The sequence below is a fragment of the Litoreibacter roseus genome, from assembly GCF_009811795.1.
In the GTDB taxonomy this organism is placed as follows: Bacteria; Pseudomonadota; Alphaproteobacteria; order Rhodobacterales; family Rhodobacteraceae; genus Litoreibacter; species Litoreibacter roseus.
This window is the reverse complement of record NZ_BLJE01000001.1, coordinates 875,752-898,306: the sequence shown is the minus strand read 5'-3', so window position 1 is coordinate 898,306 and position 22,555 is coordinate 875,752. Positions and strand designations below refer to the sequence as shown.

Sequence of the window (22,555 nt, the reverse complement as noted above, 5' to 3'; positions counted from 1 at the left end):
AGTGTTGGTTGCGACCTTCAGGCCGTCTTGCGAACGATTGTTCCGATATCGACGCCAAGGGCTTTGGCAGCTTGGCGTTTTGATCCGTGAATGCGGATGGCCTTGTCGATCATGGCCCTTTCGAACCGCCGCACTTCTGTCTTCAGATCAAGGGTCGCAGCATCTGGCAGATCCTGGTCGCCGAGGGACGGGTGCGGGCGTATCAGATCGGCAATCAGCTCCTCCATGTCCTCGGCGTCTTCGATGAAAATGGTGGCCTTTTGGATGATGTTGACCAATTCCCGGATGTTGCCGGGGAATGAATAGTCCAGCAACAGATCCCGAAAGCGTTGGGGTAACACGGCAGGTGTGGACCGCCGCATGTTGGCGGTTTGCAGGAAACGATCTGTCAGGTGGCCGATCAATTCTGGCATCCGCCGTAACGCGGGAACCGAAAGCTCCACCACGGAGAGGCGGTAATACAGATCAGCGCGGAACTTGCCCTCTTGCACCAGTTGCAGCAAGTTCGCGCCCGTTGCCCCGATGACCCGGACGGGCGCCAAAGTGGCGGTCCCTTCTGTTGGCCATGGCTGTCGGCCGTCTTCGAGGTAGCCAAGCAGCTGCACCTGAACAGATCGAGGCAGCTCAGCAATCTCATCAAGGAAGAGCGTGCCTCCGGCAGCCGCTGCAGCCAATCCTGGATTTCCATCTTTGCCAAAAAGCGCCGCCGTCAGATCCTCACCAGATGACATGGCGCAATTGCAAGTCACGAAAGGATCGCGACCATCGGCGACAGTGTTATGCAGGAAGAATGCGATCTCTGACTTGCCGACGCCGGACTCCCCAGTGACGAGAACGCGGGCACCCTGCTGGACCGCGCGTTCCCCACGCGACAGGACCCTGTGAAGGGCGGGCGACAGCCGCCGTTGCAATGCAAAGTCGGGACGCGTCCGGTTTGTCGATAAATGACCAGGGGCCACTGTCCTGACGGACCCCAGAGCCCTGTCGCGGAGGTGGTCCAACATATCCAAATCCCGGATATGAAGGTGAAGCTGACCAGCACTGCCTCGACGCAGGGACGCCATCAGGTCCCGACCACGTGGCTGCTTCAGAGAAAAATCGGCACGCTGGCCGTGTGCAACGATGTCGGGCAACCTTCCGTCAAAACCGGTATGATTTTTAATATTTGATCCGACACCGATGTTCAGCATCCGCTCAGCAGCCTGGTTAGCGACCAAAACGGTACCCTCGCTGTCGAGCAGCAACACGCCGTCCTCCAGTTGCGAAACTGTCTCAATCGCAGGCTCAGTCATATGCCACTCCGGTTCTGAGCACGAGAACGCCTGCCAGATCGCGATCAGCTGTAGGGATACGCCGTTCGATCGTCCATTCGATGCGCATCGAGTCCACGACGACCTGTCCTGACGATCCAACGATGCCGTCCTGCAAGGCCAGCACAAGAGACTTCGCGGACATGCCCCATGCGGCATCAATTACCTGACCCACAATCTCGCCAACCAATGCACCGGCAGGTCGGTCAAGCAGGCGGTCGGCGGCGGCGCTGGAGACCAGGATCGCCCCGCTTGCGTCGATCCCGATGACCGGGTCGGGCAAAATTTCGATCAGATGTGTCGCCGTGCTCAACTGTGCAGATAGATCGGCCTCGCGGCGATAGTGCTTGCCGACATCACGGACGATGCCAAACATGCGGATAAGCTGCCCACCATTGATATGTGCACGAACGTCGTTCTCCACGTGTATTTCGACACCATCGTAGCGCCGATCCAGAGCGGGAGCTCCGTTGACCTCGAACCCGTTCGACAGCAAGTTCTGGATAAATTTTTCGTTCTGCGCATTGCGCGGAAAAATCTCGGAAACGGGACGCGCGTTCAGATCTTCATCTGGGCCAAGCAGGTAGAGCTGGGCCATTGCATCATTGCAAAAACGCCAGCGAGGACCGTTCTCAAAAATCTGTCGAACGACCTCACCGTCATTCACAGTGAGATCGACAGGTTCATCAAATTCCATGCACCAGCATGCATCGGTCGAGGCTGCGAGAATGCCAGCGAGGACATCTCGCTCGCTAACGATTGTTGTCTGAGAAGTCAGAGATGATTCATTCATGCATCAATGCTGCGTTTTTGCATCGCAGAGTGCAACTTTTTTTAATTCAATTTTCTCAATGGCTTGCCGTGTTCGCATTACTGCACAACGGTAAATGTCCCTGCATATTGGTTAAGTACAACCTGCCCACCACGCGACGCGAGTGGTGTCTATCATGCGCATCATCGCGGTGATGTTTGTGTCGCCTCCGGTAAGGAGAACGACGGGCGATGCCAGGTTCTGACGACCTCAAAACCAGTCGTCCGCAGCGCTCCGATCTAGCGCACGGCGTGCAGCAAGGCTTCCGCCGCCAGCCCTCCGAAATCATTCGCCGCCTTTCGGCTCGCGCGCGAGATAAGACGGCGGTCAACATGACAGGAGGCGTCGGCCTTCGTATTCACGATTGTCACACCAAAGGCACCAAGCTTCTCGCCAAACTTCCATGGCATGTGACCAGGCATATACCCGATGATTGGCGTTTGCTTGTCGACCGGATCAGGGAAGGCCGCAATTTCGTAGCTGTCATAGATGAACGGCTTTGCATTGTCCGAGGCGATCAACGCGGCAGGAAAATGACAGATCCCAAGCGTGGACCGGTCGCGCGCATACGCCCAATGAAGAAGTCTGGCCAGGTTTTTCGTTTTCCGGCAACCTGGCATGGCCCGCAAATGGGTTCGAATCAAAACCGACCCCCTTTGACTCGATGTAGATCGGCATTTGCCCCCCTTACAAGCGTAGCCCTGCATGCACGTGCGTAATCCGATTTTCGTACATATACGTCTCTGCTGCAGCTCCGCAGCGGCGGAAGATCAATCGCCACGGCCAAAATCTTGGCCGACAAAAGCCGAAATATCTGTCATGTTGAAATCGGGCATCAGGCGGTCAGCTCTCACCTGAAATCTCACTTTGCCCAGAAAATTCCCATCCAAATCTAGTGAAAAACGCGACAAGACTTCCTTCGTCGCATTCGGCACCCAGAAGTAGCTTTCCAAGGCGATCCGACGAGATTTCGCCGAAGCCCGGTCCTTCATTGCGATCAAGAATTTTAAGAAATGGGGGCGCGTCCAGTATGTCTGAACAATGACGCGGTGTGCTTTGCGAGAAAAAAGTCGTCGCGAACAAAAGCATCACCGCCGAAGCTGTTACGAAAAGGTATTGCTTAAGCATAGCGCTCTCCTTCGTCGCAAATCCGACATACAGCCGCGACGAAAGGCTTCCGAAATTCAGTGAGATTTAATTAGCTTAACTGATGTTAACCATGCTTGCATGAATAGTCTAGATTACACACCACGCATTGTCCGGGTCAGCGCGAGACCGTGTGCTCGTGCTGGTTTGACCAGCCCAGAAATTCCTGTGAGAAAGGTTGCTGCCGCGCCTGACAAGATGGTGCGGCGGTTTGGTGTGATTTTTGTCATTTTGCATTCTCCTGAGTTAGATTTAGGGTATTTACAGAGCTCTAAGGGTCAAGAGCTGGCTGATAGTGCATCGGCCAGGGAAAGTGTCGGACGGCCAATAGGAGCCTGCAGTGTGCCGCTCGCGTCCTCCAGCGCCCCATCGGCAGCACACAAATCGGTATCGAATATCCGTATCAAACTGCTCGCTTAAAGCCGCAGCAAAATCATAAAGCGAATATGGAACATCGCCAGCCAACTCAAGAAACTGTCGTGTCGAGACGAAATCTGGATGGACTACAACAGCGGCTGCCGCTGCATAATCCGCGCAACCAGCCGAAGAGAAACGACCATCGGCTGCAGCACCTGCAATGAAACCATCCTTCACGGCTTGTTGGGCTCCGTTGAGATGATTTTCCAGATACCACCCACTGCGAAGCACCACATGATCTATGCTGGAAGCCGTCAACATGTCCTCTGTCTCCCGGTGATCGGTCGCCAAAACCAGCGGAGTTTCCTGAGCAATTAGGATGCTGGTATATGCAATGAACTTCACACCGGACGCCTGTGCGACATCAATCACCTTCTGGTGTTTTGTCCGGCGCGGTTCAAACGAATTGGAAGAGACAAATAGCAGACGTTCGATGCCCGACATCGCCTGCCTCAGTGACGCGGGATCTTCGTAATCTGCTTCTCTCGTTTCGATCCCTAGTTGATCGAGTTTCGACACACGGGCATCGGCCTCTTTTTTTTGTCGCACAAGCGCGGCAATCTGAATTGGAGCCATCCTTTTCAGCAAGGCCGAAATCGCCAGACCACCAAGCTGTCCCGTTGCGCCTGTGATCATCACTTTGGGTGTAGATTTAGAACTGTTCATTCTGGTTCACTCTTTTGAGTTGCGCGAGGCCAACTGCCGAAAACCCAGCACCCCAATGCAGATAGCCCCTCCAGGCTGGCAATTTGCAGCTATCGATAGGTGCTGGTTTATGGATCGCAGCGCGATCCTCCGTGTTGATATCCGATGAGATGTGAGCGATAATTTGAACTTAATGTACTCGGAAGTTCGCAAATATCTCGCCATCGTTCAAAATAGGTGATCTATAGATCCTTTATCCAATATTGTCTCTTTATTGCATCCACATGATTGTGTCGCTGCCGGTTTTAACGCGGGCGGTGACTGGTCAATTCGATTTGAGGCGCATGAGGGTCTGAAATGTAATGCCATCCTCAAAGGAGAATGCTGGATAACCGTTCAGGATTCTGACCCCGTTCATCTTCCGGCTGGCCATTGCGCAATTCTGCCACGGGGTCGGCCCTTTGTCCTGTCATCGAAACCCTCACAAACAGGGATCGATGCGCAAATTCTCTACGAACCGGTACGTCATGGCGGGACGGCGACCTACGGATGTGGTGGCGATTTTTTCATGACCGGCGCAAGGTTCCTCCTTGACGGATTGCCTGCGCGAACACTCATGCGCAATTTGCCGCCTTTAATCGTGATTAGTCCTGGTCCCGAGCAAGAGACCATTCGTTGGACACTTAGTCGAATTGCGGATGAGCTGCGTTTGCCTCGACCGGGAAGTCCATTAACGGTCACACATCTTTCCCACGTCTTGTTGCTTCAAGTCCTGCGCGATCATCTCGCCACAAATTCGCCTGTTGGCAAAGGCTGGCTCGCCGCCTTGGCAGACAAACGTATCGCACCCGCGATCGCAGCGATGCACGATGATCCAGCTAAAGCTTGGAGCGTAGAGGCACTTGCGAAGCTGACTGCAAGCTCACGAACGTCGTTTGCGGTTCGATTTCGTGAGGTGACCGACCAAACGCCAATCGAATATCTCACTGAATGGCGCATGTTGATTGCTGCAGATAGGTTGATGAACTCACAGATGCCCGTGGCGACGATTGCTTCCGATGTTGGCTACACCTCTGAAAGCGCATTTGGTGTTGCCTTCAAGAGGACCATGGGACACGCGCCGCGACAATTTGCAAAAAACTCGCGGCGCGCTTTGATCGTCTCACATTAGCGCATCCAAACGGATTGGGAGGTCGCGCGCGCGCTTGCCGGTTGCGTCGTAAATGGCATTTGAGATCGCTGCTGCTGGGCCACTCATTCCAATCTCGCCAATTCCGCGCGCACCCGTAGGTGCTTGCGGATCAGGAATGTCAGTCCAGCCCACGTCAATATGTGGGACGTCAAGGTGAGTCGGCATGTAATAGGACCCGAAGCTTGGGTTCATCACGCGTCCGTTCCGCTCGTCAAAACTGGCGCCTTCCATCAATGTCATCCCGAGCGCCATGATTATTCCGCCTCGAAACTGACTTTCAGCCAATTTCGAGTTCAGGATTTTTCCGCAATCATAGATGGCTGTGATATGAGGTACGCGTATTTCGCCGGTGACTGAGTTCACGCGCACTTCAGTGAATACAGCCCCGGTCGAATGCATCGACCAGTCCTGCGTCCATTCCGAGATCGGCCCGCCCTGCCCTTCCGCAGATACAGTGCCGCTTTCCGACCATGCCACAAGGTCAATCAGTGGGATCCGTTGGTGAGGATCAGCTAGCGAATAAAGTGCGCCCTCAGCGGTTCCAAGTTCAGCAGCCGGAAGGCCATGCAACGGTGATGTCGCTGGAACTAGGCTCGCAAGCTCGGCAAGCAAAACCTCATGCGCCGCTGTCAGTGAGGCTCCGATTGCCGCGGTTTGCTGGGAGGCCGCTGCAATCAATGCACCAGGTAGCGTGTTGTCGCCGTGCCTGACTTCGATTGCATCGTAGGGAATGCCAAGCCGCTCTGAGGCAACAGCTGCTGTTGCAGTTGTCGTCCCCATGCCCATGTCAGCCGCAGCGGTTTCGATCAATGCACCACCTTCGCGGTCCAACGTGATGCGTGCGGCACCGCCAGGAAACCGCTTATAGGGATAATATGCTGCTGCCATACCGGTCCCGACCTGCCATTCACCTTCACGGTAGCCCTGGCGCTGTCCCGAACGTGGAACCCAGCCAAACCGACGCGCACCTTCACGATATGCATCGACCGATGCACGCTGCGAGTGCTCCCGGCCCGTCGTTGGATTGACATCAGGCTCATTTCGGACCCGCAGTTCAATGGGATCGATCGCAAGGCGTTCGGCAAGTTCGTCCAAGGCAACTTCGAGCGTAAATGTCCCAGTTGCTGCCCCCGGTGCTCGCATAAACGTATTCGCAAGCATATCCATCGTGCCTGCCCGGATCTCAAGGTGCATGTTGTCAGCGCGATACATGTGTTCGCTCTGCTCGAAAAACGGCTCAGTCATCGAGTTGTTTTCAATTTTCATCGTCGTTCCGGTGTGGATCAGCGACGTCAAACGGCCTTTGCGGTCAGAGCCCAACGCCACACGCTGCCGTGTTGGCGCGCGCGCACCACATATGCGAAACACGCCCTCTCGGGTCAGTGACATGCGAACAGGTCTGTCGGCCAATTGTGATGCAGCAGCAGCGAGGATGTGGTATTGCCATACCGTCTTGCCTCCGAAGCCTCCGCCAACGTATTCAGCGGACAAATGCACTTCTGCAGAGGAAATGCCGAACACTTTCGCAATCGTAATTGCGGATAGATCAACCCCTTGCGAGCAATCATGCATGCGAAGGATGCCGTCTTTCCACAAAACAGTGACGGCGTGCGGTTCAATCTGGTTGTGGTTGTGGGCCGGTGTGTTGAACGACAAATCGACAGACACTTCCGCATCGGCTAGCGCGGCTTCTGCATCACCTTCCTCAATGAGCAGATCGCGGCCCGCGTAGAAACTTGTCTGCGCGCTTTCTGCTGCGACATCAAAACTCGTGACAGCATCAGCCTCTTCATAAGCAACATTGATCAAGGTGGCTGCGTGGTCGGCTTCTTCCTGGGTCGACGCCAAAACGACTGCGACAGGTTGCCCGTTCCAAAGCACCTCAGCGTCCTGCATCACAGGTGTCGAGCTGCCCGCCATTCCAGTTGGAGACGAATAGAAGGGTTCAGGTCGTTCAAGCCGTGGCGCGTTTTCATGGGTCATCACAAGAACAACACCAGGGGCTGCCTCTGCCTCAGCTGTTTCCAGAGACGTAATCGTACCCCGCGCAATGGTCGAGTAGACGAGCGCGCCGTAGACCATTCCAGGATAGCTATATTCAGCAGCAAATTTGGCGCCGCCGCGCGCTTTCTCCGCTCCGTCTCGCCGAACATGAGGAACGCCCAAGCTGGCAAAAGCGCCCGAAGCAGCAGGTGCAGCGGTTGTTTGTGCACCAACAGGCAGGCCAAACGCGCCAATAGCAGCGACCGCCGCTGAACCAGCCAGGACCTGACGTCTATTGGGATCCGACTTATGTGACGATGAGTTGGGTTTGATATTTGTCATTGTGCGTCTCCTGCGAGGTCTTGCAGCACGGCGACAATCACACGTTGCGCCAATTCAGTTTTGAAGACATTTCCGGGTTGAGTTGTCGCGTCTGCCAATGCGATTTGAGCCGCATTTCGGAAGGTCTCCTCTGTTGGTGGGGACCCAACAATCGCCGCTTCCGCTTCTATTGCGCGCCAAGGCTTAGGTGCGACGCCGCCGAGTGAAATACCCGCGTCTACAACCAAGCCATCTTTGATGATCAGGCTGCCTGCGACAGAGACAAGTGCGAAAGCGTAGCTCGCGCGATCTCGCACTTTGCGATAGGTTGCACGTCTGTTTGCAGACGGTGCAGGCAGATCGACTGATACGATCAGCTCACCCGGATTAAGCTGATTTTCGATGTCAGGCGTATCTTCGGGAAGAACGTAGAAGTCGTTTATCGGAATGCTTCGGGTCCCCTCGTCACTCTCGACATTGATCACTGCGTCATAGAGCGAAAGAGCGACTGCCATATCCGATGGATGTGTTGCAATGCAGCTGTCTGACACGCCGAGTATGCCGTGGGCACGGTTGAAACCGCCGATAGCATCACAGCCCTCGCCGGGAGAACGCTTGTTACACCGTGATCCAGCCACATCGTAAAAGTACGAGCAGCGTGTCCGCTGCAGAATGTTCCCGCCAACGGTCGCCATATTTCGGATTTGTGCTGATGCTCCTGCAAGGATAGCGCGCGACAATGCTGGATATTGGGCGCGGACCGTTGCGTCTTCGGCGACGGCCGTGTTGCTGACGCCTGCACCAATCCGAAGACCACCGTCAGATTGCTCTTCGATGCTCTGCGCCAATCCCGTAACGTCAATCAAACGTGTCGGGGTCGCAATTCCTTCACGCATCAAATCCACTAAGTTGGTTCCAGCTCCCAGAAACTTGGCGGCGTCACCATCATGTCTTTCGAGAGCGTCAGTGGAGGACGTTGCTTTTTCGTAGGTCAAAGGGTTCATTGCTCTTCACCCCCGACATAGGCCGCCACAGCGTCGATAATTCCGTTGTGAGCCCCACATCGGCACAAATTACCACTCAATCGCTCTTTGATTTCATCGCGGCTCAGACGCGGAGCGACAGTCAGGTCCGAGGAAACATTGCTTGGAGCGCCGCGCTCAAGCTCGGACTTAAGAGCGATCCCGCTCATAATCTGGCCTGGGGTGCAGTAGCCGCATTGCATGCCCTCATGCTCTACAAACAGAGCCTGCAGTGGATGCAGCTCATCACCGTTCGCTACACCTTCAATCGTAGTGACCGAGCGGCCATCATATTGGGCGGCAAGCGCGAGACACGAAAGAATACGTTCTCCATCAACCAACACTGTGCACGCTCCGCATGCGCCTTGGTTGCAGCCTTTCTTACTGCCAAAAAATTCAAGACGTTCTCGCATGAAATCAAGAAGCGAAATGCGGGCATCATCCGGCAAATCGTAGGGCCGGTTGTTTATCTCTATGGTCATCGGTTCGCTCCCTAAGCTAGGCGCTCTAACGCGCAAAATCGCCGTAGCGGTCGGTGACCAGAACACCCAACCAGATCAGATTTCCCACTGACCCAGCTTTCAAACGAGATAAATCTTTGAGAGATTGGTCGCGCCGCACGCAAGTGGCTGGTGAAAGTATATTTCAAAGCCTCGACTGCGACCGTTCCGAGCGTACAGCTTATTGTCGCAGGAGTTCGTATCTATGGTGATCTTGGCACAAGATGCGAAGAAGGGGCTTCGCGCGGCTCAGCAGCGGAATTTCACGGAACGATCCGTAATCGCAATAGGATTACGAGGAAAACAGCGCACGCTTGCGGCAGAGCCTACTTGTCGAGTCTAGGACGGCGCCTGCAACTTTTCTGAAACCCTGTCCATAAATGACGTGAGCTACCCGAATGGACTTTGTGTGCATGTCGGAAGGTCCGGATCAGCAGTGATCACAATCGAAGATCAAGATATCGTACGCCCGCCAGAACCCGCCTTGATTCACCGTCTCACTGACCCTCGTATCTGATCCAATCATATACCCGCTGAAAATGACAATGTCGGTTAGCAAAGCCATTAAGGTTTTCGACACTAATTTAATATTTGGAATTCGCTCACCCCACAGCCGACGCGGAGCCATCGCCACTATTTCCTCACCGACTTGCGCCGCTACTAGTGCGTAAAGCCGCTCCACCTCTGTTAGCTTGGGTTTCCACGTCCACGAGAGAACCGGCGACAGAGGTCGCCGTTAAAAGGGATCGGCGGTAAGGCAACATGCGGCACCTTACAGGAACAATAAAAACAGGCTGGCAAGAAAGCGTGTTATCGGCTCTCCCAGCTGCCTTTCTTGACCATACACACGCAGCGGCGGATCCTGGTCGGGAACTTGGTGTTTCAATACGCGGCCGATATAAGGCGCCAAAAGCCCAAGGATCAAGAGCGACACTGCCCAATAGGCGGATACGGTAACGGCATTCAGCCATGCGATTTCTCGTATGGATGGGACCAGAATGGCAGACCAAATCGCAGCATCACGCCCCGGAGATGGTCGTGATAACGCCGCAGATCGGCATAAGGAGGATATTGGTCAGCAAGCCAAATGCACGACCCTCCCGACCTTCTCCCGCTATACTGGCGCCTGATAGGTCACGCAACCGCAGCCTGGATATCTTGGGCCAGCGTATCGACGAAGCCTTTCATCGAGACTTCGCCCATGTCGACGGCCTTCGCTCCGCCACCAGCAACGATCGTCACGTCGGTGATACCAATCGCTTCGAGAAGCACACGCAGGTATTGTGGCGCAATATCCCGATGGGCAATGGGAGAAGCTTCTGTATAGACACCACCAGAGGCCAGAAGTACTGTTGCCTTCGTGTTGGTCACAAGGCCCTTTCCGTCTATCCCAAGTGTCATGCCTTTGCGCACGATGTGGTCGATCCACGACTTTAAAAGGGCCGGGACGTTGTAATTATAGACAGGTGTGCCGATGACAATCTCATCAGTGTTCAGCACTTCACGAGCCAGAGTATCCGACAGGGCCAATGCCGCTTTGTCGACATCCGTCTGCTCCGGCGGTGGTGTAAAGTATGCTTTCAGCCAAGGTCCCGTCACAAACTCAAGACCGGTTTCGGTAAGATCTCGGCGTTGAATTTCGCCGTCAGGATAAGCTGATTTCCAGTTCGCGACGAAGCGGTCAGTCATTGCCCGGGAAACTGAGGCCGGGCCGCGCGGGCTGCTGTCAATGACAAGAAGTTTAGGCATGATTCTATCCTTTGAATTTGCGGCGCATGTCGCACGGGAAAATATCTATGCACATCAATATTGCTGGTTCTCCTTTCAATAAAAGTGATGCAAATATGATATTCTCTATCTTTTTTGGAGATATTTATGATCTCAGCGCTTTCACTCGAACAATTGCGGGTTTTGGTCGCCGTCGCAGATGAAGGCAGCTTTTCCGCAGCCGGTCGCGCCCTCGGTCGCGTTCAGTCCGCAATCAGCCAAACTGTGGCGAACATCGAGGACGTGCAGCGCGTAACGATCTTCGATCGATCAACCTATCGACCAACGCTGACGAATACTGGTCGCGCGCTGGTAGATCAGGCTCGACATGTTCTGGCGTCCGCTGCCCGTTTTGAACGGATCGCGCGCGGCGCAGCCGAAGGGTTGGAGCCCGAATTGCGGCTGACGGTTGACCCTCTTGTGCCAAGTGCGCCACTTGTGCACGCCTTGCAGGATGTGCGCGACCATTATCCTGATCTTCCAATATCCTTTTCGACAGAAGCGTTGGGCGGACCATTGCGGCGCGTTCGCGACGGCACCGCTGTTCTTGGCGTTTGCACTCTCCTGCCGGCCGTCCCGGAAGATGTGCGGGCCTATGCGCTGATGCGAACGCGAATGCTACCGGTCGTTGCACAATCGCATCCCCTGGCCACCCTTGGCCGACCTGCAAAGACGATGGATCTTGCAGATTATGTCCAGCTCGTTCTGTCCGATCCGGTCGATCCGAGCGGTCCAAATTTCGGCTTGGCCAGCCCGCGGGTCTGGCGGTTTTCCGACCTGCACCGTCGTCTTGATTTCTTGGCAGCGGGGTTTGGCTGGTGCCGTATGCCCGAGCACATCATCCACGCCTATCTTTCCGATGGCCGGCTTGTTCGGATTGAGGCCGAAGAGGACACCGCCACCGAAGACGGTCTTCCAATCTATGCGACCCATTTGCGGCAGCACCCCTGCGGACCAGCTACGCGTCTACTGCTTGACCGGCTGCAAACCCATACCGCGTGATATGTCTTTAGGTCGGCATCATCTCATGCGTCAAGCAAGCCGCTCTTGTCGACCTAAAGGCGATCGAGCTCATCGGCAATTTGCTGGACAAGCGCGCGCGCATCGACACTCGGGCGCTCGGACGAGGCGCGCAGGCCGATCAGATCTGATTGGTAGCGCCGAGCAAGAGATTTTGGGTTGTGTTGTTTCCCGATATCGCCAGCGTCCTGCGCCATCCTAAACAGATCTTCAAATTGCTCCTCCATCCTGTCCAATAGGGCACAGGCAAGGGTCGCCAGCGCATCCTGCCGACCTTATAGTTCCAGCAGAGTCTTTACCAACATACAACTGCTCGCGGGACCGCATGTCTTCTGATCCGCAAAGCTCAAAACATGCGCCTTCAACGCGCCAAAGAGGCCAAATTCATCGGCAAGTTTGGAAAGCCGGGCATGGCCGCCGGCGGCATAGCAATTGAGGGCTTCGTCAGTGGAAACCGCTTTGTATGGCAATGTGCTTCTAGCCACGCTCAGAATCCAGAATGTGCGCCGTTCCGATATAGCCAGCTTTTGCCGGATATGCACCACGGCCTGACGGAGCTGGCCTGTCGCCAAGCCGTCGGTTTCAAATAATTCAGGCTCTCTTTCAAGATTAGCTTGTCCAACTCAAGCTTCGCCCCGATCTTCTTGAGCCAGTCATTCCCTTTCTCCACCGCCGTCAGATCGGCCATCTCCGATCGCCCTCCCCCTCGGCAGATTTGCTTTGCATATCCCCTGCCGGGCAATGCATACTACCAAACAGTCTACGCTATATGTAATAGGTCGCGTCACTGACACTAGGCGCGCTGTACGCTGCTGCAACATCCGTACCGGATGCCAAGCTCAGCTCAATCTCACGCAAAAGCCGCTGAATATCCTCATCCGAATGCTGTTTCCGCGCCATAAATCCCATCTCCAAAACTAAGTTAATTTTCGCACAGTCTTGAGGGGACAGGACAAACCGACTGTTTCGTATCGCGATTGATGCTTCGCGTCGAACAATGCTGAGAACGGCCTCTGAAGACACGAACCGCAGTCTGACATCCGCAGGATCACCGGTGATTTCACGCCAGCGCCTTGCGAGCGCAAGCGATGTCCATGTGCCTGCTGACAATTTGATCAAAGGCTGGCTGTCTTTGTCTGGGTTTCGTGTCGCCTGTGCGATGCTGGCATCGGCTAGGTCATAGCCATGACAAAGACGAAAAAAGTTCTCGGCCCATACGACGTTCAAGCTCTCGCATACGCCTGCCAAGGGTCGGCGCGCTGGAGACAACATCTTTGGCGGCAGCAGCAAGACCGCCCGCCCGTGCAACCGCCAAGAAGGCGGCCAAGTCGTCCCACCGGATAGGATCGGCCACTGGCGCACGGTCGTTCATAATTGAAACGATGCAATCAAATCGGATTGTTTTGCAACTAAAGGTCCCTGACTAGCCTGACGGTGCATGGCCAGATCAATCCTTCTGCCGTTTCTGTTCCTCCTTTTTGTCGGAACCGTCTGCAATTCAATGGCGGTCTCGTTCATGGGCTTCTTCAGTGTCGAAGGCCTTCAAAGAGAACCGTGGAGCATCAGCGTTTACACCGGTTTCTTTGCCTTGGTTGTCATCCTATCGAACCGGGCTTTGGCGAAGAAGATGGACCGAGGCGCGAACCCGTTCCCCATGGTCGGTTTGGCCGCGTTCGGCTATTCTGTTGCGGCATTTGCGCTTTCCGTGTTGCCAGTTTTTCTCACAGTTGCGACCGTTGGCGTGATCGGCTTTGGCATCGGTTCCAGCGCAATGTCGAGAATATTTTCGATTGGCGGTGTCATAGCCGAACGCACGGATATCACACACAGCACATTCAACGCTTACATGCGCGCAACGACGTCGACATCGTGGATGATCGGACCCGCGCTCAGCTTCGGTGTGGCTGATCAGTTCGGGGCTCAGGCGGTCTTTCAGGCTGGCTTTGCGATAAGCCCTGTCTGGCTTGTCTTGTGGTGGTGGACCGCCCCGCCTATGCGACCGCGATGTATTGGAACACCATGATGGTTACACTTGTCATTGCCGGCCCTACAGCGGGCCTCATTGCGCAAATATCGGATTTTCAAACGGTCATATTCGTAGGGTCCGTTTTCGCGATCTCATCCGCTGTCATTCTTGGCTGGGATATGTATCAGCGCCGCGATTTAGGGAAGAGAGGGAACAGATGACACTCAGACGCATAAATGCTGATGATGGGGCGGAGGCTGTCGGTGCGTATGTTCAGGCTCTGGATGTAAGGAACATCAGGCGTCGCCTTCGAGACGAGTGGCAGCGGGACATCGTTAACTCAGCCGCCGCTGCATTTTCGTCAGCGGCGGCGATTGCGACGTTTTACACGTCCGGCGCTTCGGTGCCGTTCCACTCGACGACAATCGGCGGGGCACGCTCGCCACGCACCTCTATGGCATCGAGGGCCCCTGTCAGTTCCGTCAACTCTTCCTCGGAGAAGCTAACGTCCGTGGCCCCCATATTATCACGCAGGTGCGAAAGCTGCGTCGTGCCGGGAATGGGCACGACGGACGGCCCTTGGGCCAGCAGCCAGGCCAGCGCGACCTGCCCCGGCGTGGCCCCTTTTCGCCCTGCCCAATCGCGCGCAAGATCCACCAGCGCGAGATTTCCCTCGCGGTTCTCGGGATCCATGCGGGTGGTGTTTGCGCGGAAGTCGGTCGCGGCAAAACCGGTGGCCATGTCGATTGCACCGGTCATAAAGCCATAGCCCAAGGGCGCGAATGGCACGAAACCTATGCCCAGCTCTTGGCAAAGCGGCAGGATGTCCGCTTCAACCCCGCGATAGAGCATCGAGTATTCGTTCTGAACTGCCGTTACGGGTAGCAACTCATGTGCCCGGCGCAGCGTGTTCGGCCCCATCTCGGACAGGCCCCAATGTAGCACTTTGCCTTCATCCATCAGGTCCGAGACCGTACCAGCCACGTCTTCGATCGGGACATTCGGGTCGACGCGGTGCTGATAGAGTAGATCGACCCGGTCAGTGCCCAAACGTTGCAGCGAGCCGTCGACGGCTTGGCGTATGCGGGCAGGATCGCTGATTACACCGCTGATCGCGCCAGTTGTCGGATCGATGTCGAAGCCGAACTTAGTCGTGATCTGGATTTCGTCGCGAACGTCTGACAACGCCTCGCCAAGGATACGTTCGCATTCGAAGGGACCATAGACTTCGGCGCAGTCAAAGAAGGTAATGCCCTCATCGAAGGCCGTCCGGATCAGCGTGATCATGTCGTCGCGTTCAGGGACAATCGTGTGGAAGGTGCGGTGCATGTTTTGCACGCCCAGACCCAATGCTGAGACCTCCACCCCCCCGAGCATCCGGCGTCCTGGTGCGGCGGCGCCACTCTGTGCCGTTTGCGCAGAGACGCCCGTGATGCCAAGCGCTGCCGCCGAGGCCGTCACAGCGGCACCAGTCAGGACAGTACGGCGAATGGGATCGATATCTCTGTGGTCGTCGGACATGTGGTTTCCTCTCTAGGTTGGTTTATGGATCGGTCGCTTGTCTGAACTGAAGGTGAAGGATCACGGCGAGGTACGTTCCTGTCGGACAAAACTCGCACGGGGTAGCCCACCTTATCGCTGATCGCCCCCAAGTCTCGCCCGTGCAGTTTGCAGCACTACGACCTTTGATACGAAATGCGTTCGGACGTTAACTTTCAGCACAGTCATTGAACCCTCAGCTGTATGGAACCTCGTTGATGTTGAACCTATGCTCCAGAAACGCAGGTGCCATGGGGTTGGGTAAGATTCGCTCATTACGGAGGTTCAAGTGACCAAGTCTTTGATTTTCAGAAAAACTTGGTCTCTGGCGAGCGCGACGTATGGCCGAACGGATCGCATCGGGCGCCGTTCTGTCGAAGGTTTGACATCGGTGCCGTTCGCCTTGGATTTTGCGTTCCGGCCACATGAGCGCACCGTTGTCGAGCGCAATGGCCAGATCGAGGAAAGGCCGATCGAGGCCCTGACGGGCGGCGCAGTCGGGACGGAGCCGGTGCAGTTCCTCGAAACCGACGGGTCGTCTGAGTTCGTGGAAGTGCGCCCCGCGCCTGATTTGCGTGCAGAGGTTATCGAGGATCTGTGCGCTGACGCCCTGGCCGAGCATGGGCGCGTCTGGAACCGCGCCGATCCTGCTCTGTTCGCGCTTGCCCTGCGGGTGCGCGCCGATGCGCTTGGCGGACACCCTCTAGATAACCTCGAACTTGAGTATTTGACGCGTAACGCGCTGGCGCGCAGCCTCGAAGCATTGGGTGCGCAACCACGACCCAAAGCGCTGCGCGGCATCGACGCCCGGCGACTGGACCGGGTGACAGAGTTCGTAGACGCTCATCTTGACCGCGATTTACGTCTCGCCGCGCTTGCCGATGTAGCTGCTGTCAGCCGCCATCATTTCGCGCGGATGTTCACACTTGCCGTTGGCCTGACGCCCCATGCCTTCGTGACCGCGCGGCGCATGGAACGGGCGGCCGAAGCGCTCCGTGCTGGCACCAGCATCGAGCAGGCGGCCACGCTTGTAGGGTATGCCTCTAGCCATACCTTCCGCGCGACCTTCACCGCTCAGTTCGCTCGCTCGCCCAGCCGCTACGCCCAGATGGTCCGGCCCTAATCCAGCGCCGTCTGCCAAACCCAATTGTGAACGTCCGGATCAGCATGAGCCGCGACTTCCTGTCTGTCGGTATCCTGGCAGCCGCCTATAATTTCAGATCATCCAATCGTTTGTCCCGAAATTATCGGTAAGCCCATTACCAAACCTAGGCTGGGTAACCGCCGTATGAATTGACGGACAAAATCAGAACGTGGGTCATCGCATTGCCCAGCGTTCTGATCGGCCAACAAAACCTCTCATTTAAGAAAACCCGCGTTGGCCGCCAGACGAAGAGATTAGTTTTCCTCTTAATATAAGTCTGCGCGACGTGACCGGCTTTGATCATGAGAGACGCTGGGACAAATATACCGCATTTGCCACATTGTTCTCTTAAATACGCCCAAAAGTGAATTCATAATGCATAATATTAGATGCAAAGACGTCCATAGTCTTGAGAATCCAAAGCCTTCAATCGGGCGAGCGATTAAAACTGAGTCTTGAGAGGCAACACGATGACAAAGAACAGACAGATAAATAGAGGCGCTTTATCAACGCTTGCATTGGTGGCCGCGACCGCGTTTCCCTTGCACACAAACGCCGCCGAAGTGACACTCAAGTCGGCTGACGGTACGGTGGATTTGACCGGCGAATTCGTCGATTTCGACGACAACAGCTACATAATCCGTACCAGTCTAGGAAATTTGCGGGTGTCTGCGAGCCGCGTGAGTTGCGAAGGCGACGCCTGTCCGGTTCTTGAAGTGACTGAAGCGAACGTCAATATTGTCGGGTCCGATACCGTCGGTAATGGTATCATGCAGCTGCTGCTTTCGGGATATGCAGGTGCCCTTGGCGCTGAAGTTACTCAAACCGTCACTGGTGGTAGTGGTCAGATTTTTGCAGAAATGATTGCTGATGAAGGCTTCGGCGATACGATAGGTTCCTATCGCGTCAGTTCTACTGACTCTGCTGATGCTTTTGAAGAACTGCTCAGCAACACCGCCCATATCGGTATGTCTGCCCGGAGAATACAACGCGAGGAAGCGCAGGCGCTGCGGACTGCGGGTGCTGGAAATATGATAAGCCCCACGCAAGAGCATATCATCGCCATCGACAACCTTGTGGTAATCACACATCCCGACAACCCAGTCTCATCGCTGACAACGAAGCAATTACGGGCTATCTACGCCGGTATCATCAGAAATTGGGCCGAGGTTGGAGGGCCAGACGCACCGATACAGATTGTAGATCGGGCTGAAGGAAATGACACCCGGGACGTGTTTCTCAACAGTCTCTTCGACCAAAAGGCACCTCGGCAGCCGAGCACTGTTACTGTTGCGACAGATAACAACGATGTCGCCTCGATTGTGACAAACAACCCCAATGCAATCGGCTACGTCGGCTTTGCATTTCAGCGCGGTGCCAAATCAGTCCCACTGGTGAATGATTGCGGGATCACGATGACCCCCGATGCCTTTTCGGCGCGAACGGAAGAGTATGCGTTGCAGCGGTTTTTGTATCTCTACAATCGCGCAGACGTCGACAATCCGTCGGCTTCAGATCTGATCCGTTTTGCCGTCTCGGATGATGCGAGCAATGTGATTACGAAGGCCGGATTTATCGATCTTGGTATCGAGCGACAAAACCAGTCAGTAGACAGTGATCGGGCGAAGACGCTGTCTGCCGCAGTTGTCGATAACTTCGAAGGCAAGTTCATCGACGATATGCTGACACAGATGCAGGAATATGACCGTCTGTCCACGACGTTCCGGTTCCGGACCGGCTCATCTCAGCTCAATCCGCGTGGGCGGATCAACCTGGAGCAGCTGGCCCGGTATGTGGAAAGTCAACCTGAGGGTGCGAAGCTCATGTTTGTAGGATTTACAGACGATGTGGGTGCGTTTGACAGCAACAGAAAGCTGTCAGTCGGACGCGCCCAGCAAGTCATGGCAGAACTGCAAAGCTATGCTGGTGATCGACTTGACGGCGTTACGATGGACGCCACCGGATATGGCGAAGTTGCTCCGGCGGCCTGTAACACGACTGAAAACGGTCGGCGCATCAACCGCAGAGTCGAGGTTTGGATCCAGTCGTAAGACTGCGTTTCAGACACCCGCTTCACGTCGTGCAACCATTGGATCGGAAGAGAAAAGCCCCGATTTGAACCGGAGATTTGCGCAAAGTGGACGTAAAAACTCAATAGGCTCCGAGGCGGAGGAGACGCTCTTCTCCCTCGGATCTGAAAAAACACGCATGGATGGATAATAGCATCTGCGCTCGGACTGACATGTATATAAATGGAGAGGCTCTGATGCTGTTTTCACATCTGCCCAAATTGGCAACTTACTTGGCGACCTCTGCGGCCATCGCATGCGCCGCAACGCCGGCTGCCGCAAAGACTGCGTTTGACGGCAGCAAGATCCGGGTCAATATGTCCAATACGCTGGTTATGCTGACCCAGCAGATCAGTGCGGCAGGGTGCAGTATCAAGGCTGCCACAAATGTCGAAGCGGCCCGAGAAGATCTCGAAGCTGCACGATATGACTTCCAGCTTATTCTGGATGGATTGGAAAATGGCTCACCCGCGCTCAGCATTCCGTTTGCAGAAAAGGACCCCCGTGTCCTGCGGGCCATCAATGCCGTAAAAAAGGCTTGGTCCGACGTTGATGGATCCTTGGGCGCCGTCCTGACAGAAGGGGACACCTCCGCAACAAGTGAAGTCATTACGATCAGCCAGAAGGCGCTCTATGACGCGACAAGTATCCTCGCGTCCGACATTCTGACCGCCTACAGCAACCCCTTTGAAATGTCTCAGAGCGATGCATTGTCGCTCAGCTTTGCCGGACGGCAGCGGATGTTGGGCTATCAAATGTCCAGTTCACTGTGTGGTATCGCCAGCGGGCTGACAGAAGCTGGTACGCAGGAGACGCTCAAGGAATACTCAACTTTGTATGACCGCTCCCTGTCTGCGCTACAGAACGGATTGCCCGCGGTAGGCATTCAGCCCCCACCGTCAGAACTTGTGGATGGCATGCTCGCTCAGGCCCAATCGGAATGGGTCAAGGTCAAACCTATCGTCGAGGCTGCCGTAGAAACCGGTGCGCCCAGCGAAGATGCTGTGGATGCCATGAACAGCTTCGTCAGGGATACAAAACTTTTGATGGGGAATACTGTCACCCTTTACATGCTCGCTGGTGGTGATGGTGGCGATGTCTATAAGGTCGCGCTCGAGAGCTATGCGGAAAACGAAGTTGTCAAATGGCTTGATGAGCCAATTCTGATTGAGGCGCTGCGCGCACAAAACGCAAAGCACGCATCGCTCGAACAATCCGATATTGACACGCTTGACCTTAAATGGCGCGCTCAGATGAAGGAAGGTGGCGGCGAAATGATCGACGGCCTTCTGGAAAGACCCTTGTCGGATTGGTTCCGAGAGCGTGTTGACGCGACAGCCGGTCTGGTTGTCGAAATCTTCGCGACAGATAACCTTGGTTTGAACGTAGGTCAGAGCGGCGAAACTGGAGACTATTGGCAGGGCGACGAAGCCAAATATATCCACACGATTAAAGACAACCAGGGCACTACGCACTTTTCAGATATGGAGCTGGACGTCGAAAACGGCGTCTATCAGGCGCAAATCTCCGCGCCAGTCAAAGATCCCGAGAGCGGAGAGTGGATCGGTGTAATGATCTTCAGTGTAAACGTGCAATCACTGCTTTGACTTCTGAGCTGATGCTTTAAACAGACTTTTGGACACTCAGCTCTTAATGGCACGAAGTGACCTGCTTCCCGAGAACTGGACCGTTTTGAGCTGGAATTTTCCATTTATGATCCCGAGCGCGGGAGAAGGAGAACTCGATAAAGAAGAGCAAGTTCAAAGAAGCGCAGATCGCGTTTGTGTTGAAGCAGGTAAAAGACGGTACATCAGTTGCCGAGGTCTGCCGAAAGGCCGGAATTGCCGAAGCGACATCTTACAACTGGCGCAAGAAGTATGCGGGTTTGATGCCATCCGAGATGAAGCGGCTAAAGATGCTGGATGAAGAGAACACCAGGCTGAAGCGGCTGGTGGCGGATCTGTCTCTGGACAAGGCCATGTTGCAGGATCTTATCAAACGAAAGCTCTAAGGCCTGCCCGCCGCTGGGAACTGGTGAATGAATTGCGCACGGTTTGGGGTGTCAGCATCCGGCGTGCATGTCGTGTTCTGCATGCTCATCGTTCAACTTATAACTACCGTGGCCACGGCGACGAGCAGGCCGAGCTCAAGAAACGCATCAAGGAGATCGCAGAGACGCGTGTTCACTATGGACACAGGTGCATCCACGTCCTGTTGCGACGGGAGGGCTGGAAAGTGAACGCCGAGAGTATTTACCGACTGTTTTGATTTATAAAATTTTTAATTGAGGTCATTCAGTGCAATGGCTCTGCTGATTTTCAGCCTATCGCAGCTACAGCCTCGCTCTCCATGAAAGGCTCGCAATGATCGCTGGCCTGGACCAGATCTACCGCCCAAATATGCGCCCCGAGAGGGAATTGTTATCGGATAACAACGCTGGAAGCGGTCATTTTCCGCCTCCGCCATTTTCTTGTTATCGCATAGCACAGCAGCAAACGTGCAGGGATACCTCAGGCATACGGTTCGAAGAAAACGATTCTTACGAGATCCGCCTGCCGAAAGAAATGGCGCGCTGAAAGGCGCATCCCGTAACACAGCTGACACAAGGTCGGCTCCTTCTGGAGATCAAACATGAAGCTTATCCTCCCATTTGTCGCGCTGACCGCGCTTCTTTCGGCTTGCGGTCCAGGCGGCGTCATCGACAGCGACTTGGAACGTGGACTTGTTGGTGCAGCACTCGGTTATGGTGCAGCCAAGGCCGTAAACGGAAATGGCGATCGTGGGGCACTGGTCGGTGGCCTCGCAGGAGTCTTCTGCGATGATGCGCGCGTTTGTTCTCGTTCGCGCTGACTCTGATAATCTACTCGGCCGTCTACCGAATGATGGTGGACGGCCTTTTTTCGGCTTCAATAAATCTGAGATCCGTTCTTCGTCAGAATTTTTTGGTGCCAGTTATGGTCTGGGCTGAGAGACGAGATTATTCATCTGGTTAGCTTCGTTACGCATCGCCCGAGGCAGATGTGTCACCTTTGTCTCTGAGCAGCAGGAGCTTTTGAACGGCGGGACCTTCATCGCGTTTCCAAGCCGTTGATGCCGGGTCCAAACCACCCCAAAGTGTCTCTTATTCATAACAAGCGTTTGCGGGATCCGCGCGCCCGCTTCCAGTGCGTTACCCGACTGATACCCAACTTCTCCTACTTATCGATACGATACAGAGTTTCGTCGTTCATGAGAGCCAAGCGCTTTCCCACCTTGCCGTTTGTTATTTTATAAAATAACTAAACTTCGACGATGGAGGTCATTCGATGAGAAAACGTGCGGCGACCCGGCAAGATGATGTCCTGAGCGTATTAAACGCATGCGACAGGCCGATGACGGCCTATCAGATCCTCAAGCAATTGCAGGCAGGTGAGCCCGACATCGCGCCGCCCACCGTGTATCGCACGCTCTCGGCTTTGACCGATCAGGGGCGTGCGCATCGCCTAGAGTCCATCAAAGCCTTTGTGCCCTGCCGCTGCAATCACGTCGAAAGTGTTCCGGTTCTAGCCATCTGTGAAGACTGCGGATCGGTCGAAGAACATGACGGAAGTAAGCTTTTGCCGAAACTCACGGCGCTTACCGACCAAAGCGCCTTTCGAGCGGACCGGCACATCGTTGAAATCCATGGCCAATGCGTGACCTGCGCGGCCTGACCTCCCCCACT

At 55.1% G+C, this 22,555-nt stretch carries 23 protein-coding genes and 1 pseudogene; 10 read left to right on the top strand and 14 right to left on the bottom strand.

Translation table 11 applies throughout. The annotated features are described in order from the left end of the window. Positions 1-17: 17 nt before the first annotated feature. The 6 genes from KIN_RS04475 to KIN_RS04455 form a co-directional block, all read right to left on the bottom strand. Complete coding sequence (locus tag KIN_RS04475) at positions 18-1,292, bottom strand: sigma 54-interacting transcriptional regulator (protein WP_159804728.1); 1,275 nt, start codon at positions 1,290-1,292, stop codon at positions 18-20. Then, complete coding sequence (locus KIN_RS04470; RefSeq protein ID WP_159804727.1) at positions 1,285-2,103, bottom strand: PAS domain-containing protein; 819 nt, start codon at positions 2,101-2,103, stop codon at positions 1,285-1,287. The genes KIN_RS04475 and KIN_RS04470 overlap by 8 nt, the downstream gene beginning before the upstream one ends. A gap of 257 nt (positions 2,104-2,360) precedes the next feature. After that, entirely contained in the window at positions 2,361-2,765 is a 405-nt protein-coding gene (locus KIN_RS04465; protein ID WP_159804726.1) for a type 1 glutamine amidotransferase family protein, read from the bottom strand. Positions 2,766-2,891: 126 nt separating this feature from the next. After that, positions 2,892-3,113 carry a hypothetical protein gene (locus KIN_RS04460; RefSeq protein WP_159804725.1) on the bottom strand — a complete coding sequence of 74 codons (222 nt, stop codon included), beginning with the start codon at positions 3,111-3,113 and terminating at the stop codon, positions 2,892-2,894. Between the two features lie 249 nt (positions 3,114-3,362). Continuing rightward, a complete protein-coding gene (locus KIN_RS22540; RefSeq protein WP_279285221.1) occupies positions 3,363-3,497 on the bottom strand; it encodes a hypothetical protein in 135 nt (44 codons plus the stop codon). A 31-nt stretch (positions 3,498-3,528) separates the two neighbouring features. Further along, positions 3,529-4,350 carry an NAD(P)H-binding protein gene (locus KIN_RS04455; protein ID WP_159804724.1) on the bottom strand — a complete coding sequence of 274 codons (822 nt, stop codon included), beginning with the start codon at positions 4,348-4,350 and terminating at the stop codon, positions 3,529-3,531. A gap of 223 nt (positions 4,351-4,573) precedes the next feature. Between KIN_RS04455 and KIN_RS04450 the strand changes: the two genes are divergently transcribed. After that, entirely contained in the window at positions 4,574-5,500 is a 927-nt protein-coding gene (locus tag KIN_RS04450; RefSeq protein WP_159805370.1) for an AraC family transcriptional regulator, read from the top strand. Here the strand turns inward: KIN_RS04450 and KIN_RS04445 are convergent. From KIN_RS04445 to KIN_RS04430, 4 genes are all read right to left on the bottom strand, one after another. After that, positions 5,492-7,846, bottom strand: a complete 2,355-nt coding sequence (locus tag KIN_RS04445) for a xanthine dehydrogenase family protein molybdopterin-binding subunit (protein WP_159804723.1) — start codon at positions 7,844-7,846, stop codon at positions 5,492-5,494. The two genes, KIN_RS04450 and KIN_RS04445, sit on opposite strands and share 9 nt — an antisense overlap. Next, positions 7,843-8,829, bottom strand: a complete 987-nt coding sequence (locus KIN_RS04440; RefSeq protein ID WP_159804722.1) for an FAD binding domain-containing protein — start codon at positions 8,827-8,829, stop codon at positions 7,843-7,845. The genes KIN_RS04445 and KIN_RS04440 overlap by 4 nt, the downstream gene beginning before the upstream one ends. Further along, the gene (locus KIN_RS04435) at positions 8,826-9,329 is read right to left on the bottom strand and encodes a 2Fe-2S iron-sulfur cluster-binding protein (RefSeq protein WP_159804721.1); all 504 of its coding nucleotides are present in this window, start codon (positions 9,327-9,329) and stop codon (positions 8,826-8,828) included. The genes KIN_RS04440 and KIN_RS04435 overlap by 4 nt, the downstream gene beginning before the upstream one ends. A 1,152-nt stretch (positions 9,330-10,481) precedes the next feature. Continuing rightward, entirely contained in the window at positions 10,482-11,096 is a 615-nt protein-coding gene (locus KIN_RS04430) for an FMN-dependent NADH-azoreductase (protein WP_159804720.1), read from the bottom strand. 126 nt (positions 11,097-11,222) lie between these two features. Between KIN_RS04430 and KIN_RS04425 the strand changes: the two genes are divergently transcribed. Further along, complete coding sequence (locus KIN_RS04425; RefSeq protein WP_159804719.1) at positions 11,223-12,116, top strand: LysR family transcriptional regulator; 894 nt, start codon at positions 11,223-11,225, stop codon at positions 12,114-12,116. Between the two features lie 53 nt (positions 12,117-12,169). Here the strand turns inward: KIN_RS04425 and KIN_RS04420 are convergent, their stop codons facing one another. Then, on the bottom strand, positions 12,170-12,361 hold the full coding sequence (locus KIN_RS04420) for a hypothetical protein (protein ID WP_159804718.1): 192 nt from the start codon (positions 12,359-12,361) through the stop codon (positions 12,170-12,172). Between the two features lie 126 nt (positions 12,362-12,487). Here KIN_RS04420 and KIN_RS04415 point away from each other — a divergent pair, with 126 nt between their 5' ends. Beyond that, complete coding sequence (locus KIN_RS04415) at positions 12,488-12,724, top strand: hypothetical protein (RefSeq protein ID WP_159804717.1); 237 nt, start codon at positions 12,488-12,490, stop codon at positions 12,722-12,724. A gap of 175 nt (positions 12,725-12,899) precedes the next feature. On the opposite strand, the gene KIN_RS04410 is transcribed toward KIN_RS04415, so the two are convergent. Both KIN_RS04410 and KIN_RS22665 read right to left on the bottom strand, forming a co-directional pair. Next, positions 12,900-13,361: a hypothetical protein gene (locus tag KIN_RS04410; protein ID WP_174239085.1), complete on the bottom strand. Its 462-nt coding sequence runs from the start codon at positions 13,359-13,361 to the stop codon at positions 12,900-12,902. Then, positions 13,312-13,506: a LysR family transcriptional regulator gene (locus KIN_RS22665; protein ID WP_159804715.1), complete on the bottom strand. Its 195-nt coding sequence runs from the start codon at positions 13,504-13,506 to the stop codon at positions 13,312-13,314. Before KIN_RS22665 ends, KIN_RS04410 begins: the two co-directional genes overlap by 50 nt. A gap of 66 nt (positions 13,507-13,572) precedes the next feature. Between KIN_RS22665 and KIN_RS04400 the strand changes: the two genes are divergently transcribed. Further along, on the top strand, positions 13,573-14,157 hold the full coding sequence (locus KIN_RS04400; protein ID WP_159804714.1) for an MFS transporter: 585 nt from the start codon (positions 13,573-13,575) through the stop codon (positions 14,155-14,157). 327 nt (positions 14,158-14,484) lie between these two features. Here KIN_RS04400 and KIN_RS04395 read toward each other — a convergent pair whose 3' ends face one another. Further along, positions 14,485-15,621, bottom strand: a complete 1,137-nt coding sequence (locus KIN_RS04395) for an aldo/keto reductase (protein ID WP_159804713.1) — start codon at positions 15,619-15,621, stop codon at positions 14,485-14,487. Between the two features lie 307 nt (positions 15,622-15,928). On the opposite strand from KIN_RS04395, the gene KIN_RS04390 reads away from it, so the two are divergent. The 6 genes and pseudogenes from KIN_RS04390 to KIN_RS04360 all read left to right on the top strand — a co-directional run bounded on the left by KIN_RS04390 (position 15,929) and on the right by KIN_RS04360 (position 22,544). Then, positions 15,929-16,762 (top strand): AraC family transcriptional regulator, encoded by an 834-nt coding sequence (locus tag KIN_RS04390; RefSeq protein WP_159804712.1) that lies wholly within the window; start codon positions 15,929-15,931, stop codon positions 16,760-16,762. Between the two features lie 491 nt (positions 16,763-17,253). Then, positions 17,254-18,834 (top strand): phosphate ABC transporter substrate-binding/OmpA family protein, encoded by a 1,581-nt coding sequence (locus tag KIN_RS04385; protein ID WP_159804711.1) that lies wholly within the window; start codon positions 17,254-17,256, stop codon positions 18,832-18,834. 215 nt (positions 18,835-19,049) lie between these two features. Continuing rightward, entirely contained in the window at positions 19,050-20,459 is a 1,410-nt protein-coding gene (locus tag KIN_RS04380) for a type IV pili methyl-accepting chemotaxis transducer N-terminal domain-containing protein (protein ID WP_159804710.1), read from the top strand. 137 nt (positions 20,460-20,596) lie between these two features. Beyond that, positions 20,597-21,117 (top strand): annotated as a pseudogene (locus tag KIN_RS22380) (transposase); the annotation flags it as partial. A 366-nt stretch (positions 21,118-21,483) separates the two neighbouring features. Beyond that, positions 21,484-21,702 (top strand): hypothetical protein, encoded by a 219-nt coding sequence (locus KIN_RS04365; RefSeq protein WP_159804707.1) that lies wholly within the window; start codon positions 21,484-21,486, stop codon positions 21,700-21,702. A 455-nt stretch (positions 21,703-22,157) separates the two neighbouring features. Further along, entirely contained in the window at positions 22,158-22,544 is a 387-nt protein-coding gene (locus KIN_RS04360; RefSeq protein WP_159804706.1) for a Fur family transcriptional regulator, read from the top strand. The last annotated feature ends 11 nt before the right edge of the window (positions 22,545-22,555 follow it).

Excerpts from the sequence above, each read along its gene's own strand:
- KIN_RS04445 (WP_159804723.1), bottom strand. The coding sequence starts at position 7,846 with ATGACAAATATCAAACCCAACTCATCGTCACATAAGTCGGATCCCAAT.
- KIN_RS04365 (WP_159804707.1), top strand. The coding sequence starts at position 21,484 with ATGAAGCTTATCCTCCCATTTGTCGCGCTGACCGCGCTTCTTTCGGCT.
- KIN_RS04400 (WP_159804714.1), top strand. The coding sequence starts at position 13,573 with ATGGCCAGATCAATCCTTCTGCCGTTTCTGTTCCTCCTTTTTGTCGGA.
- KIN_RS04425 (WP_159804719.1), top strand. The coding sequence starts at position 11,223 with ATGATCTCAGCGCTTTCACTCGAACAATTGCGGGTTTTGGTCGCCGTC.
- KIN_RS04395 (WP_159804713.1), bottom strand. The coding sequence starts at position 15,621 with ATGTCCGACGACCACAGAGATATCGATCCCATTCGCCGTACTGTCCTG.
- KIN_RS04440 (WP_159804722.1), bottom strand. The coding sequence starts at position 8,829 with ATGAACCCTTTGACCTACGAAAAAGCAACGTCCTCCACTGACGCTCTC.
- KIN_RS04470 (WP_159804727.1), bottom strand. The coding sequence starts at position 2,103 with ATGAATGAATCATCTCTGACTTCTCAGACAACAATCGTTAGCGAGCGA.
- KIN_RS22665 (WP_159804715.1), bottom strand. The coding sequence starts at position 13,506 with ATGAACGACCGTGCGCCAGTGGCCGATCCTATCCGGTGGGACGACTTG.
- KIN_RS04455 (WP_159804724.1), bottom strand. The coding sequence starts at position 4,350 with ATGAACAGTTCTAAATCTACACCCAAAGTGATGATCACAGGCGCAACG.
- KIN_RS22540 (WP_279285221.1), bottom strand. The coding sequence starts at position 3,497 with ATGACAAAAATCACACCAAACCGCCGCACCATCTTGTCAGGCGCGGCA.
- KIN_RS04385 (WP_159804711.1), top strand. The coding sequence starts at position 17,254 with ATGACAAAGAACAGACAGATAAATAGAGGCGCTTTATCAACGCTTGCA.
- KIN_RS04435 (WP_159804721.1), bottom strand. The coding sequence starts at position 9,329 with ATGACCATAGAGATAAACAACCGGCCCTACGATTTGCCGGATGATGCC.
- KIN_RS04360 (WP_159804706.1), top strand. The coding sequence starts at position 22,158 with ATGAGAAAACGTGCGGCGACCCGGCAAGATGATGTCCTGAGCGTATTA.
- KIN_RS04380 (WP_159804710.1), top strand. The coding sequence starts at position 19,050 with ATGCTGTTTTCACATCTGCCCAAATTGGCAACTTACTTGGCGACCTCT.
- KIN_RS04430 (WP_159804720.1), bottom strand. The coding sequence starts at position 11,096 with ATGCCTAAACTTCTTGTCATTGACAGCAGCCCGCGCGGCCCGGCCTCA.
- KIN_RS04420 (WP_159804718.1), bottom strand. The coding sequence starts at position 12,361 with ATGGAGGAGCAATTTGAAGATCTGTTTAGGATGGCGCAGGACGCTGGC.
- KIN_RS04475 (WP_159804728.1), bottom strand. The coding sequence starts at position 1,292 with ATGACTGAGCCTGCGATTGAGACAGTTTCGCAACTGGAGGACGGCGTG.
- KIN_RS04415 (WP_159804717.1), top strand. The coding sequence starts at position 12,488 with ATGCGCCTTCAACGCGCCAAAGAGGCCAAATTCATCGGCAAGTTTGGA.
- KIN_RS04460 (WP_159804725.1), bottom strand. The coding sequence starts at position 3,113 with ATGAAGGACCGGGCTTCGGCGAAATCTCGTCGGATCGCCTTGGAAAGC.